Genomic DNA, 16,308 nt, shown 5'->3' with positions numbered 1-16,308 from the left:
TGTCTTAAGTCTGCCCGGGCAATGCTTATCCCCATACAATGAACGATATTTGCGGGCCGGCCGCGGGTGTTGCAATGCGGTACTCCAGCCCGCATGATATGTTTTTTGTTATTTGATACGGAAATCGCGATGACAGTGTCCCTAAAGACGCCGCAGGAAATAGAAAAAATGCGGGTGGCAGGTAAACTTGCGTCGGAGGTACTGGACTACATCGCCCCCTTCGTCAAGCCCGGAGTCACAACTGATGAACTGGATAAACTGTGCCACGACTACATGGTCGATGTTCAGCACGTTATCCCCGCGCCGCTCGACTACGCGCCGCCTGGTTATTCGCCATATCCGAAATCCATTTGTACTTCGGTCAATCATCAGGTTTGCCACGGCGTGCCGGGACAGAAAAAACTCAAGTCGGGGGACATCGTCAACATTGATGTCACTGTCATCAAAGACCAATACCATGGTGATACCAGCCGCATGTTTTACGTGGGCGAGCCCGGGATTCAGGCCAGGCGCTTGTGTGAAGTTACCTACGAGTGCATGTGGCGCGGCATCGATGAAATCAAACCGGGGAAACACCTGGGCGACATTGGTCAAGCCATTCAGCGCTTCGCCGAAAGTCACGGCTATAGCGTAGTGCGAGAGTTTTGCGGCCATGGTATTGGCGCCAAGTTCCATGAAGAGCCGCAAGTGCTTCACTATGGCCGTGCCGGAACAGGGTTGGAACTTAAGGCTGGCATGATTTTTACGGTTGAGCCCATGATCAATGCGGGGAAGGCGCCGATACGGCAGATGGCCGATGGCTGGACCATCGTAACCAAGGACCACAGCTTGTCGGCGCAGTGGGAGCATACCGTGCTGGTCACTGACAGCGGGTATGAAGTGTTGACCCTGTCCGACGGTGCGCCGCCCAAACCTTTATTCCATTCCTGATCTCATCTCATGGGGTCGCTTGAGCTAGAGACGCCTCCCGATAGTTTCAATCCGGAGACGCGTACCGAGATATTTAGGCAGACGCTGCTGCAGGGACGCGAGGCGTTACGCCAGCGCTATTACAGCAGTGGTAACGGCGCCGCTTTGCTGCGTGACCACAGCCGGTTGCTGGATGATATTCTGCGCCGTGCCTGGCGCGCTATGGCCATGCCCGATTCGATTGCCTTACTTGCCGTTGGTGGCTATGGCCGGCAGCAGCTTTTTCCTTTTTCGGACATCGATCTGCTGGTGCTGCTTCCGGCGGAAGGCCAGGGCTATGCCGACGCCGCGGACGGGGCCGTCAAGGTTTTGCTGGAACAGTGGGTGAGACTCTTATGGGATATCGGACTTGAAATTGGCCACAGCGTCCGTACCATCCCCCACTGCACCGAAGAGGCAATGAAAGATATAACGGTGCAAACCAGCCTGCTCGAAGCTCGACAGTTGACGGGACATCGCCAGTTGTTCGATGAATTTGTCAACACAATGAAGGCCAGGCTTAAGCCAGGGCTTTTCTTTCAGGCCAAACAGCGTGAGCAGGAACAGCGCCACGGCCGCTATCATGATGCGACGCACAATCTTGAGCCCAACATCAAGGAGAGCCCGGGCGGGCTTCGGGATCTGCAAAATGTCCTGTGGGTCAGCCGGGCTGCCGGGTTTGGGAAATCCTGGTCTGAACTGGCGAGACGAGGGCTGATCACTCCCCGGGAAGCGCGCCTCGCGCAACGTCATCAGGCTATCCTGCAAGACCTCCGTATTCGCCTCCACTACCTCGCAGGACGGCGCGAAGACCGCCTGCTGTTCGATTTTCAAACCACGCTGGCCGATGAACTCAGCATGAGCGCGAAACCGCCCCGGCGTGCCAGCGAGATGCTGATGCAGCGATATTACCGCGCAGCCAAGGGCGTGACACAAGTCAACACCATTCTGTTGCTCACACTGGAGGCAAGAATTTTTCCCGGCGCGAATGCGGTTCCAGTCGTCATCAATGAGCGTTTCCAGAAACTTGGTGAATGGCTGGAGGCGACAGACGAAAATGTTTTCCGCAAGGAGCCGGGCGCAATTCTGGAAAGCGCGCTGCTGCTGCAACAGCGTCCCGACCTGAAGGCCCGCAGCGCGGCGACGCTGAGAGCAATGTGGCAGGCTGTGCCGCTGATCGACGCGGTATTTCGCCGCGACCCGCGCCATAGCGCGCTCTTCATGGAGATCTTGCGTCAGCCGCGCGGCCTGACGAGCGAGCTGCGACTGCTCAATCGCTACGGCATTCTCGGGCGCTACCTGCCGGCGTTCGGACGCATTGTGGGCCAGATGCAACACGATCTGTTTCACGTCTATACCGTTGATGAGCATATCCTGATGGTGGTAAGAAATCTGCGCAGGTTCCTTTCCCCGGAGTTCGCCCATGAATATCCGCTTTGCAGCCGGCTCATCGGTGAATTCGAGCGGCCCGAAGTGCTCTATATCGCCGGACTCTTCCACGATATTGCAAAAGGACGCCAAGGCGACCATTCGAAACTCGGGAAGAAGGATGCCGATCGTTTCTGCCGGAATCACGCCATTTCCCGCGACGACACCGAGCTGATCACCTGGTTGGTTGAGAACCATCTGGTGATGTCAATGACCGCGCAAAAGAAAGACATATCCGACCCAGACGTGATTGCGGATTTCGCCAGACAGGTGAGCAACGAGCGGCGCCTGGTTGCGCTTTATCTGCTCACGGTCGCGGATATACGCGGTACCAGCCCAAAAGTATGGAACGCGTGGAAAAGCAAACTGCTGGAAGATTTATTCCGGGCGACGCGGCGTCAGCTTTGCGGCGAACCCGCCTATGCCGACAGGACGTTGACAAGCCGTAAAAACAAAGTGATGGAATTGCTGCAAAGCAATAACATTGCAGTCAGCGGGAACGAGCAGCTCTGGCGGATACTCGATCCAGCGTATCTGCTGTCGCAAGATCCGCAGCAAATCGCCTGGCATGCAGGGCACTTGATCCATCAAACAAAACCGTCAACACCGGTGGTGAAAACGCGTATCGCACCGGCCGGAACAGGCATCGAGGTATTGGTCTATGCTGCCGATCAAAAGGACCTGTTCGCGCGTATTTGCAGTTTCTTCGACCGCGTCGATTGCAACATCGTCGAAGCCCGGATTCATACCACTCGTCACGGCTATGCGCTGGACAGCTTTCTCGTGCTCGACCCTTTTGACATGGCACACCAACGCCGCGATGTCGTCGATTTCATAGAGCATGAGCTGGCACAGCAATTAGCCCAGCATGCGCCGTTACAACCGCCGCTGAAAGGACGCCTGAGCCGCCATCTCAGGCATTTTCCCATCAAGCCCAAAGTAGACATCGAACTGGACGAAAAAGGCGAATACCATATCTTATCTATCGTCGCCGGCGACCAGCCGGGGCTGCTGTCCCGCATCGCCCAGGTACTGGTGAGCTTTGGCGTAAACGTGCAGCACGCGCGAATCAATACCTTGGGCGAGCGCGCAGAGGATACGTTTCTGGTGACAGGAGATGCCTTGAAAAAATCCCGAACGTTGCTTCATCTGGAAACGGAACTCGTCGAGGCGTTGCAAACTTCAAGCGAAGCAGTCAGTGATCCTGGCTAACCCTCTATAGGCAGGCGGCGACGGGAGCGCCAGGGGTACGCAGCCTCACCCCCACGAGCCCATCTACTTCGCCGGCGACCCGGTACCCATCAGACACGCACACCCTCCGGACTCGCCCTGGCTCATGCTATTGCGTTGGCCGGCTGATTGTTCGGTACGTCGCGCAGATAAAGTGCCCGAGAAAGACGCGCCGCTTCGACCATCCGCGTCAGGGCCGCAGCGGTTTCCGCCCAGCCTCTCGTCTTCAAGCCGCAATCGGGGTTGACCCACAACTGCACCGGATCGATGACTTTGCACGCCTTCTCTAACAGTTCCAGGATTTCTTCCGTCTGCGGTATCCGCGGCGAATGGATATCATAAACGCCGGGCCCGATCTCGTTAGGATACTTGAACTGACTGAATGCGTTAAGCAGTTGCATGCGTGAACGCGAAGTCTCGATCGTGATGACGTCCGCATCCATCTCGGCGATTGCGGGCAGGATATCGTGAAATTCAGAGTAACACATATGAGTATGGATCTGGGTATCGTCCCTCACGCCAGCGCTGGCCACCCGGAAGGCCTTCACGGCCCACCGCAGGTATGGGTTCCACTTGGATTTTTTTAGCGGCAGTCCCTCGCGAAATGCGGGCTCGTCGATCTGGATCATGCCGACGCCGGCCCGTTCCAAGTCGGCGACTTCGTCGCGTATGGCAAGCGCCAGCTGGAGCGCAGTATCAGCACGCGGCTGATCGTCACGCACGAAAGACCACATCAGCATCGTTACCGGACCGGTCAACATGCCTTTCACCGGCCTGGATGTCAGGCTTTGCGCATATTGAATCCAGTCTACAGTCATCGGCTCCGGGCGGTAGATGTCGCCGTAGAGAATGGGCGGTTTTACGCAGCGCGAACCGTAGCTCTGCACCCACCCGTTTTCGGTAAATGCATATCCCCACAGCTGCTCTCCAAAATATTCCACCATGTCGTTGCGCTCGGCTTCGCCGTGCACAAGCACATCCAGGCCGATTTCTTCCTGTTTTCTTATTGCCAGCGCTATCTCGTCGCGCATCGCTTCGAGGTATTGCAAATTTCCAAGTTCGTTTTTTTTGAAAGCAGCGCGCGCCTGTCGTATCTCCGGCGTCTGCGGAAAGGAACCGATAGTCGTGGTGGGCAGCAAGGGAAGCTTAAAACGCTGCCGTTGACGTGCTTGACGCGTCCGGAACGGGCTGGCGCGTTCACTTTCTTTCTGCGTCAGGCGCTGCAGACGTTCCTGAACCACGGGATTATGGATCCGTGCGGATTGGGCCCGCGCGCGACTTGCCTCGCCAGAAGCGACTAGGATGTCGGATATCGCGTCCTCTCCATGGTTCAAGCCTCGTCCGAGCGCCGATACCTCATGCAGCTTCTGGATCGAGAACGCGAGCCAGCTCTTGATTTCCTCATCCAGCCGTGTCTCCAGCTCGAGATCAACCGGGCAATGCTGAAGAGAACAACTCGGCGCAATCCACAACCTCTCTCCCAGGACCGCTTGCACGCGTGACAGCGTGGAGAGCGATCGGGCAAGGTCGGAACGCCATATATTGCGCCCATCCACGATACCAAGGGAGAGCACTTTCTCGGCAGGGTAGTTGTCGAGAAAAATTTCGAGCTGGTCGGGCGCACGGCATAAATCGATATGCAGGCCGTCCACCGGCAGCGCTTTCAGGCGGGTGGCATGATTGTGCACCGCCTCGAAATATGTGGTTAGCAGCAGCTTGGTCAGCTTGGACTCGGTCAGGAAAACATACGCCTGGTCGAGTCCGCCCAGCCATTCGTCCTCCAGATCGAGCGCCAGCAGTGGCTCGTCAATCTGCGCCCACTCCACGCCGAGCGACGCAAGCTGGCCTAGAATCTCCCGATAAACTGGCAACAGTCGCGGCAATAAATCCAAGCGGCTAAAGCCGGGCGTGCTCTCCTTGCCCAGGTATAAGTATGTCAGTGGTCCGATCAGCACCGCTTTCGGCGAAATGCCCAGTGCCCGTGCCTCCGCCACTTCCCGGAAGAGGTGGGGCGATGCTACGCGGAATTGAGTGTCTGCATCGAATTCCGGCACGATGTAGTGATAGTTGGTATCAAACCACTTGGTCATCTCCATGGCGGGTTGAGTTTCGGTGCCGCGCGCCATGGCAAAATACAACTCCAGCCCGACTTCGTCCTGTTGAGCGTTAAACCGCGCGGGAACCGCGCCGAGCAGCGCTGTCATGTTCAGCATTTGGTCGTAAAGCGCAAAGTCGCCGGCCGGAATCAGGTCAATGCCGAGGTCGCGCTGCAGCGTCCAATGCCGCTGCCTTAATTCGGCCGCTGTGCCATTCAGCTTTTCGTCATCGATATCGCCGCGCCAATAGGCCTCAAGCGCTTGTTTCAGCTCCCGGCGCGCACCGATTCGCGGAAAACCCAGGTTGTGTGTCAGTGCCATCGATCGCTCTCCTTAATCGCTTTGTTGCAGGCTCGTTGAATGAAGGCTGATTGTGTGACAGACTAATCTATGAATCAAATGAAACGTTATATAATATTGATGAATACTATTCATACGTTTATCCAATGTCAGCCATATCCATGCTCGAACTGCGCCACCTTCGTACACTCTCCGCGCTCCATGAAACCGGCAGTGTTTCGCGCGCGGCAAAACGCGTGCACCTGACCCAGTCCGCGTTATCGCATCAGATCAAAGCACTGCAGGACCATTATGGAGTGCCCATCGTGCGCCGCCAAGGCCAATCCGTCGAACTCACGGACGCCGGAAAACGCCTGGTTGCGTTGGCCGGCAAAGTGCTGGAAGAAATCCAGGCGACCGAACGCAGTATCGCGAAGATGTCCCAGCAGGCATCGGGAAGTTTGCGCATAGCGCTGGAATGCCATACCTGTTTCGATTGGCTGATGCCGCTCATGGATGCATTTCGCCAACATTGGCCGGATGTGGAACTCGATCTTGTCTCTGGCTTTCACAGCGACCCGGTCAAGCTCCTGGAGGAAGGCGGGGCGGACGTGGTGATCGGATCGGAACACAAACGCAGGCGTGGGGTAGTACACCACCCCTTATTCAGCTTTGAGATTCTGGCAGTGCTGTCGCCGGACCATCCCTTGCGTGCGAAACGAATTTTGCAAGCGGCGGATTTTTCCGACCTGACACTCATTACCTACCCGGTGCCGGAAGACCGCATCGATCTGATTCTCAATGTGCTGAAACCCGCTGGAATCCATCCCCAGCGGCGCACGACGGAGCTGACTGTCGCCATTCTCCAGCTTGTAGCCAGCCGCCGAGGTATTGCCGCACTACCCAGTTGGGGCATCCAGAATTACGTCGAACATGACTACGTTATTGCTCGCCGCATCGGCCCGCACGGTCTCTGGAGCGACCTTTACGCATCGACCCTCACTGAAACCGCTTCCCGGCCTTATTTACGCGACTTTCTGACGACGGCGAGGAACACGTGCTTCGCCACGCTGGACGGTATTGTCCCCTTGGATTAGGCAGACAACCCGGGAATAAGGCGATGGAATAACTTGGTGGAGAAAATCGTCTGGTGAGCAAACGCAATGCGTCTGCTCACCAAGGACAGGAATCAGGGTAAAACTCTTTCAAGAACGACCCCTGGCGATTCCGCCAGGCACATGCGGGAGGAAAGCGGAACCGGTGCAGTGACTGCTGAGTGCAGTGCTCAGTGCAAAGTAACGGCGACCTTTTCCTCGCAGGCAAGATCGGCACAGTAATTTTGGTAAACACCGTCGAGAAAGCCCCATAACGCGTCACACGCCCGGGTAGTTGCCGCCAGCACCTCGGCCTCTTTCTCCGGCGTATCGACAAAGCGGTCGATCAGTTCCCACTCAGCTTGCGAATGATATACGTCGGCTTCCTGGTGCACCGAAAAGAACTCGTAGCTGGCCGGATCGCTCATGCCGTAAAACCTTTCCAGCCCGTCGATCTTGACTGCAGCAATGGATGGGACCTGGGATTCAAACGCATGCAGCGCTGCAAGACCGGCATAAAAAGGCTCGTTCAAGCAGATGTCACGAAATGTTTCCACCAGTCTGGCCGTGCCCGGAAGGGCCGCTGCCTTTGCCAGATCCTTGTCGGTGGAACCGAGGGCCAAAGCAAAATTCTTCCATAGCGCGGGGTGGTTTTTCTCGCCATGCTCCTCGCTGATCAGGTTCTTCAGCACTTCCTGCCGTACGCTGATGTCGCCACTATTGGATTCACTGTGAAAATGCGGTGTATTGAAATGCACCGCGCTTAAGTAAGTCGGCTCGGCCAGCACGTTATGGAAATATTGTTCGGCATATCCGCGCAGTTGCTCTTTGGTCAGCTTTCCTTCTGTCCAAGCCACGTAAAATGGATGCTTGAGCAAGTGCTTGGCCGTAATAATGGAATCTATCTTATGCTTAAGGGATACGTTGTTTGTCATGGTTTTTCCTCTTGAACAGAGATGGAGTGGTCGGTCGACGTATCATCGCGAAATAATGTCGTGAAGTCAAATTTTGACCGCCGAGCCACGATGACGTGAATTAATTGCGCTCCTAAGGGAATCGCTGAACAAATCCTCGTTGAGCGCGTTGCTGTTAAAATCGGGATGATCATAAGGTGTGCGACGCTGGTCGTAGCTGGGACTACGATGCCAAGGAGCGCAACGCCATGAGCGCCCGATTTTACCGCAACCCGATGGGACGGGGCTTTGCGGGCGGTCTGCCTTGTCAGGCTCTAGCGAAGGGGATCAACCATTCGCGTCGTCGCCTTTCGCGCATCCCATCCCGCAAAACCTCGTCGCGCCAGCGGAGATTTATTCAGCGATTCCCTAAGATGATCTGTTCCATCCACTCGCAACGCGTTAGCGGCTACACTGCGATTTTTTTACTGATACTGTTATGGATGAGCAATCGAGCCTGCTGGCGCTATTTACCAGCAGCTTTCTCGCGGCGACACTTCTGCCCGGTGGGTCCGAAGCGGTATTATTCGGTGTATTAAAAGCTTATCCTCAGCTTTACTGGACTGCACTGGCTGTTGCCTCCGTTGGCAACACTTTGGGTGGAATGAGTTCGTATGCTATCGGACGCTTCTTGCCCGATGAAAAAGCGCTAATGCAGAAATCGAAGGGGAATATGCGCGGGCTCGTCTGGGTGCGCAAACACGGCACTCCTATACTGCTGCTGTCCTGGGTGCCGCTGATCGGCGATTTGCTATGTGTCGCTGCGGGATGGCTTCGCGTCAACTGGATCTCAGCGTTGGCGTTCATGGCAGCGGGAAAGTTCATGCGCTACTGGGCCATCGCGGCAGCGATGAGTCCATAGCCGCCCATCCGCACGGTTCCATGATGCCCGGAATAGGCCGGCCGACGCCAGGTTCATCGGCCGCCCTCTCGGTTCAACTTTGACGCCGCATGAAACTTAACTGGTCTTGCTCTGAAGCATCTTCTGCAGTTCACCGTTCTGGTACATCTCGCTGACGATATCGGAACCGCCGACAAACTCGCCATTGATGTACAACTGGGGGATGGTGGGCCAATTTGAATAGTCCTTGATGCCTTGCCGTATCTCCGGTTCCGCGAGTACATCCACCGCAAACAGATCGCTCACCCCACAGGCATTGAGAACTTTGACCGCATGGGCCGAGAACCCGCATTGTGGGGAACTCGGAGTCCCTTTCATGTAGAGCACTACGGGATGCGTAGTCACCTGCTCTTTGATCTTTTCCTGGGTATTCATGTCTGGCTCCTTCCTTTAAAGTTGAATAAATGGCAAACCGGGCCTATAGGAGGAAATCAAACGACCTTAAGGAAATCTGCCACCATGCTCAAGATACCTTTTAAATTGTAATTTTAACAGCTTATTTCGTTAAACTTCCAAACAGCCGCCGCTGACGCGGAGTATGCCGGCCAAGTCGGGAAGAGAGAACACCCCGACGAATCCAGTCTTGCTCAACAGGTCCCTGCAAGCTTGCGCCTGATCGTAGCCGTGTTCGAGCAGCAGCATGCCGTTGGCTGCCAAGTGAGCGGGAGCAGACGCGACTATGGATTCAATACATTCAAGGCCTGCGCCACCTGCAGTTAGTGCCCAGTCCGGCTCATAGCGCAAATCGCCCTGGCTGAGATGAGGATCGCCTTCCGCGACATAGGGCGGATTGGAAACGATAAGATCGAACCGTTCCTGGCCAAGCTCGCAGAACCAGCTCCCCTCGAGAATACGCACATTGTTTACGTTGAGCTGTGCGACGTTGGTTTTCGCGACCGCAACGGCATCGGCGGAAATATCCACCGCAGTGATACTCGCAAGAGGCCGATGCTTGGCGATGGTCAGGGCAATGGCGCCGCTGCCGGTTCCAAGATCAAGAACGCGGCAGGGAGAGTCGAGGGGGATTCTCTCCAAGGACAGATCCACCAGTAATTCGGTTTCGGGGCGGGGAATGAGCACTGCCGGGGTTACTGTAAAACCCAGGCCATAAAATTCGCGTTTGCCGATCAGATAGGCTACCGGTTCACCAAGCGCGCGCCGCGTAGCCAACAGGTGAAAGCTTTGCGCCTGTTCAGCCGTAAGCACTTGCGCGGGGTGGGCGACAAGATGCGCATGGCCGACGTCCAGCACGTGCTGTAACAAAATCCGAGCATCGATCGCGTCGATGTTCAGGCATGCCTGATATAGCGCTTCGCGAGTAGTGATCTGCAAGACGGTGTTACTTCACTCCGCCATGGCCGCCAATTGCTCGGCTTGATGCTCGGACATCAACGCAGAGCAAAGCTCGTTCAAGTCCCCATCCATTATCTGCTCGATCTTGTAAAGCGTAAGATTGATGCGATGATCGGTTATGCGGCCCTGCGGAAAATTGTAGGTGCGAATGCGCCCGGACCGGTCACCGCTGCCGACGAGCGATTTGCGCGTGGCAGCCTGCTTGCTTTGCTGCTCCTGCGTCTGCTTGTCGCGGATGCGCGCTGCAAGGACACTCATCGCCTGCGCTTTATTTTTATGCTGCGAGCGCCCATCCTGGCACTCGACCACGATGCCGGTGGGCAAGTGCGTGATGCGCACGGCGGAATCGGTCTTGTTGATGTGCTGCCCGCCGGCACCGGATGCCCGGAACGTATCGATCCTCAGCTCAGCCGGGTTCAGCACCACATCCATGATCTCATCCGCCTCGGGCATCACCGCAACGGTGCAGGCGGACGTATGAATGCGTCCCTGCGTCTCGGTCGCGGGTACGCGCTGAACCCGGTGGCCACCCGATTCGAACTTGAGCTTCGAGTACGCCCCGTGCCCGACGATCTTGGCAATGATTTCCTTGTAGCCGCCTGCTTCGGAAGGACTCTGCGATATTACTTCGATCTGCCAGCGCTGACGTTCGGCAAAACGCGCATACATACGGAATAGATCGCCCGCGAACAGCGCCGACTCGTCTCCGCCAGTGCCAGCGCGAATTTCCAGGAAAATATTTCGCTCATCGTTGGGGTCCTTGGGAAGCAATTGCTTCTGCAATTCGGCGCCGAATCGCACGAGCTTCTCCCTGGCGTCGCGAATCTCCGCGTCTGCAAATTCACGCATTTCAACATCCGAGCTCATCTCCTGCGCGGTGTGTATATCGCGCTCGCTTTGCAGGTAAGCATTGTAAAGCTCAACCACCGGTGCTATCTCCGCGCGTTCACGCGTCAGCTTGCGATAGTTATCGAGGTTGGCGGTAATGCTTTCGCTACTCAGAAGACGATTCAATTCTTCCAAGCGCACGCTGAGCTGCGTGAGCTTAGCCGCGATGCTTTTGTTCATTCGGGGCGGTGGAGATGGTACAGTCGGTTAATCAGATCGACCAGATCGTCACGCTCGTCCGCCACGGCGTGATTGAGCGCGTAGGAAGGGATATGCAGGAACTTGTTTGTCAAGCCATTGCTCAGGGACTCGAGGATCTGGTGCGGATCTTCGCCTTTTGCCAGCAGCTTCTTGGCGCGGTCCAGCTCATGGCGACGGTAGCGCTCGGCCTGGTCGCGTAGCGCACGTATGGTGGGCACAACTTCGCGCGACTCCAGCCAGTGCATGAAATTAACCACGTTGGTATCAATGATCGCCTCGGCCTGCGCTACCGCTCCCTGACGGGAATCAAGGCCTTCCTTGACGATCTCGCCAAGATCATCCACGGAATAAAGAAACACGTCGTCCAGTTCCGCCACCTCCGGCTCGACATCTCGCGGGACGGCCAAATCCACCATGAAGATCGGGCGATGCTTCCGTGCCTTGATGGCCCGCTCCAGCATGCCTTTACCGAGTATGGGAAGCGTGCTGGCTGTGCATGTCACCACGATATCATGCAGCGCGAGCTGTTCAGGCAGCTCGTTGGGCGTGATGACGTTCGCGTTGAAACGGCTGGCCAGGGACTGCGCACGCTCGGCAGTGCGGTTGGCGACGGTGACGCGCTTCGGATGACGCGCAGCAAAATGGCTTGCGCACAGCTCGATCATCTCGCCTGCGCCGATGAATAAGACCCGCTGCTCGGCAATATCGCCAAAAATCCGTTCAGCCAACCGCGCGGCGGCCGCGGCCATCGAAACTGAATTAGTACCAATCTCGGTTGAGCTGCGAACCTCCTTGGCGACGAAGAAAGTGCGCTGAAACAACTTGTGCAGCATCATCCCCAGGGTACCGGCATGTTCAGCCGACTTCACGGCGCTCTTCAACTGGCCGAGTATTTGCGGCTCGCCCAACACCATGGAATCAAGCCCGCTCGCCACGCGAAAGGCGTGCTTCACTGCTTTTTCGCGTGGCAGCTTGTAAAGATAGGGCTCCAGCTCCCGCGCCTTCATCTGATGAAAATCCGCCAGCCAGTGCGTTGCCTCCTCCGGCTTCTCGGTACTGCAATAAATCTCGGTACGATTGCAGGTCGAAACGATTGCGGCCTCTCTCACCGGGTGATGCCCGACAAGATCACGCAAAGCATGCTCCGTTTCATCCGCTGGAAACGAAACCTGCTCCCGCACATCCAGTGGCGCGGTCTGATGGTTAATGCCGAAGGCGAATAACTGCATTGAAGACAATTTGGCCAACCGGTGAAGAATTTGAAAATTCGCTGATTATAGTATTACAAGCTTTTGAATACCATCGGTTAGAAGAGTTTCTGCTTTGAAGAAAAATATACGTGCTTTTGCATGCTTTCAGTCGCGCCCTGATAAATCGCTTACCTCTCACGCCCGGCAGAGACGAATTAGCACATCCCCTCAATCAAGTTACTCTTCGGGCTTCGCAGCAGACCAGCCTCATTTCAGGCAGAAGGCATGGTTAATCCGAACGTCATTCTGTCGCAATTGTTGACATTAGCGACACAAAAAAAAATGATATAAGAATTTAATTGATTGATTGTTAATGTTTTATATAAGAGGCACATAAATTGCTTGATAGGCTTAGCTGGTAGAGCTTCGGGCTCGAAAAAATCTTTGGTACAAGCCGCGGTGGCCACAGGTCTTTTATAACAATAATCCGTTGCGAAGCTAGCATTCATTGGCGATTCAAGTCTCTTGCTTTATGTTGCCTGAACGCTAGTCATATAAGCGTGACCTATAACATGGATCTCTCTACCTTATCCCCCGAAAATCTGGACCGTTACTACCACATCATTACGCAAGCAAACAGCATACGTCGACACAATGAATTACTTGCGTGGCTTCAGGGAGACATTCAATATTACTTGCCGCACGAAATTCTGATCGCCGCATGGGGCGATTTCACAGCTAACCGGATCTCCTACGATATTGTCTCAGCATTACCTGGGGTAAGAACCGAGCATTCCACTCCGCAAGCGCTGCTACCCCTTCTGCAGGGGTTGTTCAACCGCTGGATGGAACTGGGGAAATCCCCCTTTACGCTCGGTGTTGGCGAATCGGGTTTCCTGCTGGAAGGGGATGGTCTTCAGTGCTCTCTGGGCAAGGCGTTGCAAGCCATGCGGTCTTTGCTGGTACATGGCCTTATCAACGAACGCTCGCGTCACGACTGCCTTTATGTAATGTTCAGTCCGGAAAGAAAGCTGCATGAATCGCTGGGTGCGGTGCAAATCCTGCTGCCTTATCTCGACACGGCGTTTTGCCGGGTTACACCCCTGACGGAGCCACAGCCCAATCAATCTCCACTTACAAATCAACCGAATGCGATCGAAAACTACGGCTTAAGCAAGCGCGAAATAGAGATTATGAACTGGGTGAAAATGGGCAAAACAAATCTCGAAATTGCGAGCATTCTGGACATCAGCGTATTTACCGTTAAGAATCACCTGCGCCATGTCTTCAAGGTGCTTGATGTGTCAAACCGTATGCAAGCTGCTGCAAAAATCGCGCATCGCTTCAAACAAGAAGGGTAGGTTCGATTTAAACGTGGCGAGCGACGAAAAGCGTGCTACTGCCTCAAGCCACTCTGCGTGACGATAAGATCACCCCCGCCATCTGCGGGGGTCTGAAGCTTTTGAGCAAAAAGATCAGGTATTTTTTTTACTTCTGCGCTTAGCCATAGCTCCAATCAGGCCTAGCCCCGCCAGCAGCATGGCGTATGTTTCGGGTTCGGGAATGGTCGGGACCTGGGTCAGCGTGAAGGTCGCAGTATTTCCCGCGCCGGGGTCAAATGGGCTCAGTGAGAAAGTTGCAGTAGCAACACCAGAATGATCCAGTTGGCCGGTAAAGTTAAGATTGCGGGGGCCGCTCGAAGGCGCTGAGTCGAGCGTAAAGCCAGTCAGGGTGGAATTGTTGAAATTGGTAAATACGACTCCTTGACCCCCTGTTGTTGGTTCCGTGATGGCGAAGTGATAGTCCACCCAGGTGTAATTTGTGTTGTTGGTAATCGTCTCCGTTACCACGTAAGGATTCCCGCCTCCTCCATTGGTATGGCCAACCGTAAAAGTCAGGGTGATCGGAGCGAGGCTGCTAAAGGCTTTGGAAAGATCCAGCACATTTGGGTCGGTACCGAGATTAGTAAGATCAAATGTACCCCCTGCGCCATCGTTTATCGTAACATCGGTGATAACGCCCGCGGCCGACGCTGCAGAGATCGACCCTGCAAAAACTAACGCAGCCACAAGTGCTTTTATTTTTACGTTCATTATTCTTCTCCTTTGGCATGAACATGACGATTTGATCGGGATATTCGAGCAATACAGCCCTTTCCATATGCTGTGCTCTTTTATACCGATTGTTATCATCCACCAGGAGAAACAAATATGTAATAGGCTTATTGCTTATTGGCTATAGCCCAACCGTGCTATCACGCGAAGAATTTGTAGCGGCGGACAAGATCTGTAGCTATAAATCAGCTGCTTAGGCTCTATTTCGCGCTGTTTCCGGCAAAATTGGACTTGTCACGAGAACTCCTCGCCTTTTTTATCTGCTGAGCATACCGTGGCAAGGTAAATTCAAATAAAATAATCGCTTTCGACTAGTAAGAATCGTCGCTATGACGAAAGATTAGTCCGGCAAAAAGTCCGACAATAATTCTGGACATCAACGTGTCGCGGTTCTGTTCCTGTTTCTCCTCGCTGATCGGGCCCCGTTACAGGTTGGGGCGAGCTTGGCATTTATCCCGCAAGGGCCACGCTCACGACCCTGCGCCAGTCTCTTCGGGCGGATACAAACAACATGCATGCTAGTCTTTCCAGGATGCCTCTTCTGGATGCGCTCAAGGCCATCGCCTGCCTGATGATAGTGGCGCACCATCTTGCCGCCTACGGGCCCATGTCGCAGATTGCCTACCCGCTTTTTCCCGCATTGATCGATGGGATGTATGAATACGGGAGAATGGCCGTACCGGTTTTTTTTGTTGTTGCGGGCTTTCTGTTTGCCGGAAGACACGCGCCCGATGGCGAATTGCTCGTACCTCATCCCATTCAGGCAATCAAGCGGCGCTACTTCAGACTGGTCGTGCCGTATCTGGCTGCACTGATCCTGGCAATTGGATGCGCAGCGCTTGCAAGAATCTGGATGGTGCACGAGTCGATCCCGGTTACCGTTGGTCCTTTTCAGCTTCTGGCACATGCCCTGCTGCTTCAGGACTTGCTGGATCAAGAGGTGTTATCAGCCGGCATCTGGTACGTGGCCATCGATTTCCAGTTGTTCGCCATTACGGTAATCCTGCTTTGGCTGTCCGGACAGATCCAGCATTGGCGCCCAAACCTGAAAGGAGGCGGGTTGATCCTGATTGCGAGTTTAACCCTGGCCTCGCTGTTTATATTCAACCGCGATAAATCGCTGGATGAAACAGCTTTTTATTTTTTTGGCTCGTTCGGTCTTGGAATTCTAATCTATTGGATCTCGGGTATGCGGCGGCGTAATCTCTGGCTCCTGGCGCTGGCCCTGGTGGTCATCGCCGCTTTGCTGGTAGATTTCCGTGTCCGAATAGCGGTTGCTGGAGTCGTAATGCTGATGCTGGGGCTGGCGAGGCAACATGGCTCCTTGCTGGAAAGCTTGCCCGTGCCGAGTTTCTTAACTTCCTTGGGGCGTATTTCCTACTCCGTTTTTCTGGTTCACTTCCCGCTGTGCCTGGTGGTCAATGCAACATTCTTTCATTTTTTCCCGGCACACCCTGTTGCGAATGCGTTCGGGCTGATATTGGCTTTTGGTATAAGTATCCTCGGCGGTGCGCTGTTTTTCAGATGGATCGAGAGCGCCTGGAGCCACCGCGCGGGTGTCTGGACGAGAACTAAAAATGCGGTTGTTTCTGTAGGCCGAGGTCCGAAACTTGGAATATAAATCGCGTCAACC

Annotated in this window: 13 protein-coding genes; 6 read left to right on the top strand and 7 right to left on the bottom strand. The window is 54.9% G+C overall.

What is annotated here, in order from left to right:
* The first annotated feature begins 129 nt into the window (after positions 1–129).
* Both map and BM022_RS00120 read left to right on the top strand, forming a co-directional pair.
* Positions 130–930 carry a type I methionyl aminopeptidase gene (gene map / locus BM022_RS00125; RefSeq protein ID WP_091135560.1) on the top strand — a complete coding sequence of 267 codons (801 nt, stop codon included), beginning with the start codon at positions 130–132 and terminating at the stop codon, positions 928–930.
* A gap of 9 nt (positions 931–939) precedes the next feature.
* Positions 940–3,588, top strand: a complete 2,649-nt coding sequence (locus BM022_RS00120; protein WP_091135559.1) for a [protein-PII] uridylyltransferase — start codon at positions 940–942, stop codon at positions 3,586–3,588.
* A 122-nt stretch (positions 3,589–3,710) separates the two neighbouring features.
* Here the strand turns inward: BM022_RS00120 and metE are convergent, their stop codons facing one another.
* Positions 3,711–6,023, bottom strand: a complete 2,313-nt coding sequence (metE, locus tag BM022_RS00115; RefSeq protein WP_091135556.1) for a 5-methyltetrahydropteroyltriglutamate--homocysteine S-methyltransferase — start codon at positions 6,021–6,023, stop codon at positions 3,711–3,713.
* Between the two features lie 140 nt (positions 6,024–6,163).
* On the opposite strand from metE, the gene BM022_RS00110 reads away from it, so the two are divergent.
* Complete coding sequence (locus BM022_RS00110; protein WP_091135555.1) at positions 6,164–7,078, top strand: LysR family transcriptional regulator; 915 nt, start codon at positions 6,164–6,166, stop codon at positions 7,076–7,078.
* Between the two features lie 188 nt (positions 7,079–7,266).
* Here the strand turns inward: BM022_RS00110 and BM022_RS00105 are convergent, their stop codons facing one another.
* Positions 7,267–8,010 (bottom strand): 4-aminobenzoate synthase, encoded by a 744-nt coding sequence (locus BM022_RS00105; protein WP_091135552.1) that lies wholly within the window; start codon positions 8,008–8,010, stop codon positions 7,267–7,269.
* A 457-nt stretch (positions 8,011–8,467) separates the two neighbouring features.
* Between BM022_RS00105 and BM022_RS00100 the strand changes: the two genes are divergently transcribed.
* Positions 8,468–8,890, top strand: coding sequence for a YqaA family protein (locus BM022_RS00100; RefSeq protein ID WP_091135550.1), 423 nt, complete (start codon positions 8,468–8,470; stop codon positions 8,888–8,890).
* 96 nt (positions 8,891–8,986) lie between these two features.
* Here BM022_RS00100 and grxD read toward each other — a convergent pair whose 3' ends face one another.
* The 4 genes from grxD to hemA all read right to left on the bottom strand — a co-directional run bounded on the left by grxD (position 8,987) and on the right by hemA (position 12,600).
* Entirely contained in the window at positions 8,987–9,304 is a 318-nt protein-coding gene (gene grxD / locus BM022_RS00095; RefSeq protein ID WP_091135548.1) for a Grx4 family monothiol glutaredoxin, read from the bottom strand.
* Between the two features lie 129 nt (positions 9,305–9,433).
* Positions 9,434–10,261, bottom strand: a complete 828-nt coding sequence (gene prmC, locus BM022_RS00090; protein WP_091135544.1) for a peptide chain release factor N(5)-glutamine methyltransferase — start codon at positions 10,259–10,261, stop codon at positions 9,434–9,436.
* A gap of 12 nt (positions 10,262–10,273) precedes the next feature.
* On the bottom strand, positions 10,274–11,350 hold the full coding sequence (gene prfA / locus BM022_RS00085) for a peptide chain release factor 1 (protein ID WP_091135542.1): 1,077 nt from the start codon (positions 11,348–11,350) through the stop codon (positions 10,274–10,276).
* Entirely contained in the window at positions 11,347–12,600 is a 1,254-nt protein-coding gene (hemA, locus tag BM022_RS00080) for a glutamyl-tRNA reductase (RefSeq protein WP_091135539.1), read from the bottom strand. The genes prfA and hemA overlap by 4 nt, the downstream gene beginning before the upstream one ends.
* Before the next feature lie 533 nt (positions 12,601–13,133).
* On the opposite strand from hemA, the gene epsA reads away from it, so the two are divergent.
* Complete coding sequence (gene epsA, locus BM022_RS00075; RefSeq protein WP_256208756.1) at positions 13,134–13,922, top strand: XrtB/PEP-CTERM-associated transcriptional regulator EpsA; 789 nt, start codon at positions 13,134–13,136, stop codon at positions 13,920–13,922.
* A gap of 114 nt (positions 13,923–14,036) precedes the next feature.
* Here epsA and BM022_RS00070 read toward each other — a convergent pair whose 3' ends face one another.
* On the bottom strand, positions 14,037–14,654 hold the full coding sequence (locus BM022_RS00070; RefSeq protein WP_091135534.1) for a PEP-CTERM sorting domain-containing protein: 618 nt from the start codon (positions 14,652–14,654) through the stop codon (positions 14,037–14,039).
* 532 nt (positions 14,655–15,186) lie between these two features.
* Between BM022_RS00070 and BM022_RS00065 the strand changes: the two genes are divergently transcribed.
* Positions 15,187–16,296 carry an acyltransferase family protein gene (locus BM022_RS00065; RefSeq protein WP_177191582.1) on the top strand — a complete coding sequence of 370 codons (1,110 nt, stop codon included), beginning with the start codon at positions 15,187–15,189 and terminating at the stop codon, positions 16,294–16,296.
* The last annotated feature ends 12 nt before the right edge of the window (positions 16,297–16,308 follow it).

Source organism: Nitrosospira sp. Nsp14 (genome assembly GCF_900113575.1).
Taxonomy (GTDB): Bacteria; Pseudomonadota; Gammaproteobacteria; order Burkholderiales; family Nitrosomonadaceae; genus Nitrosospira.
Note: the sequence above shows the minus strand (reverse complement) of the source record. Positions and strands in the feature narration are given on the sequence as shown.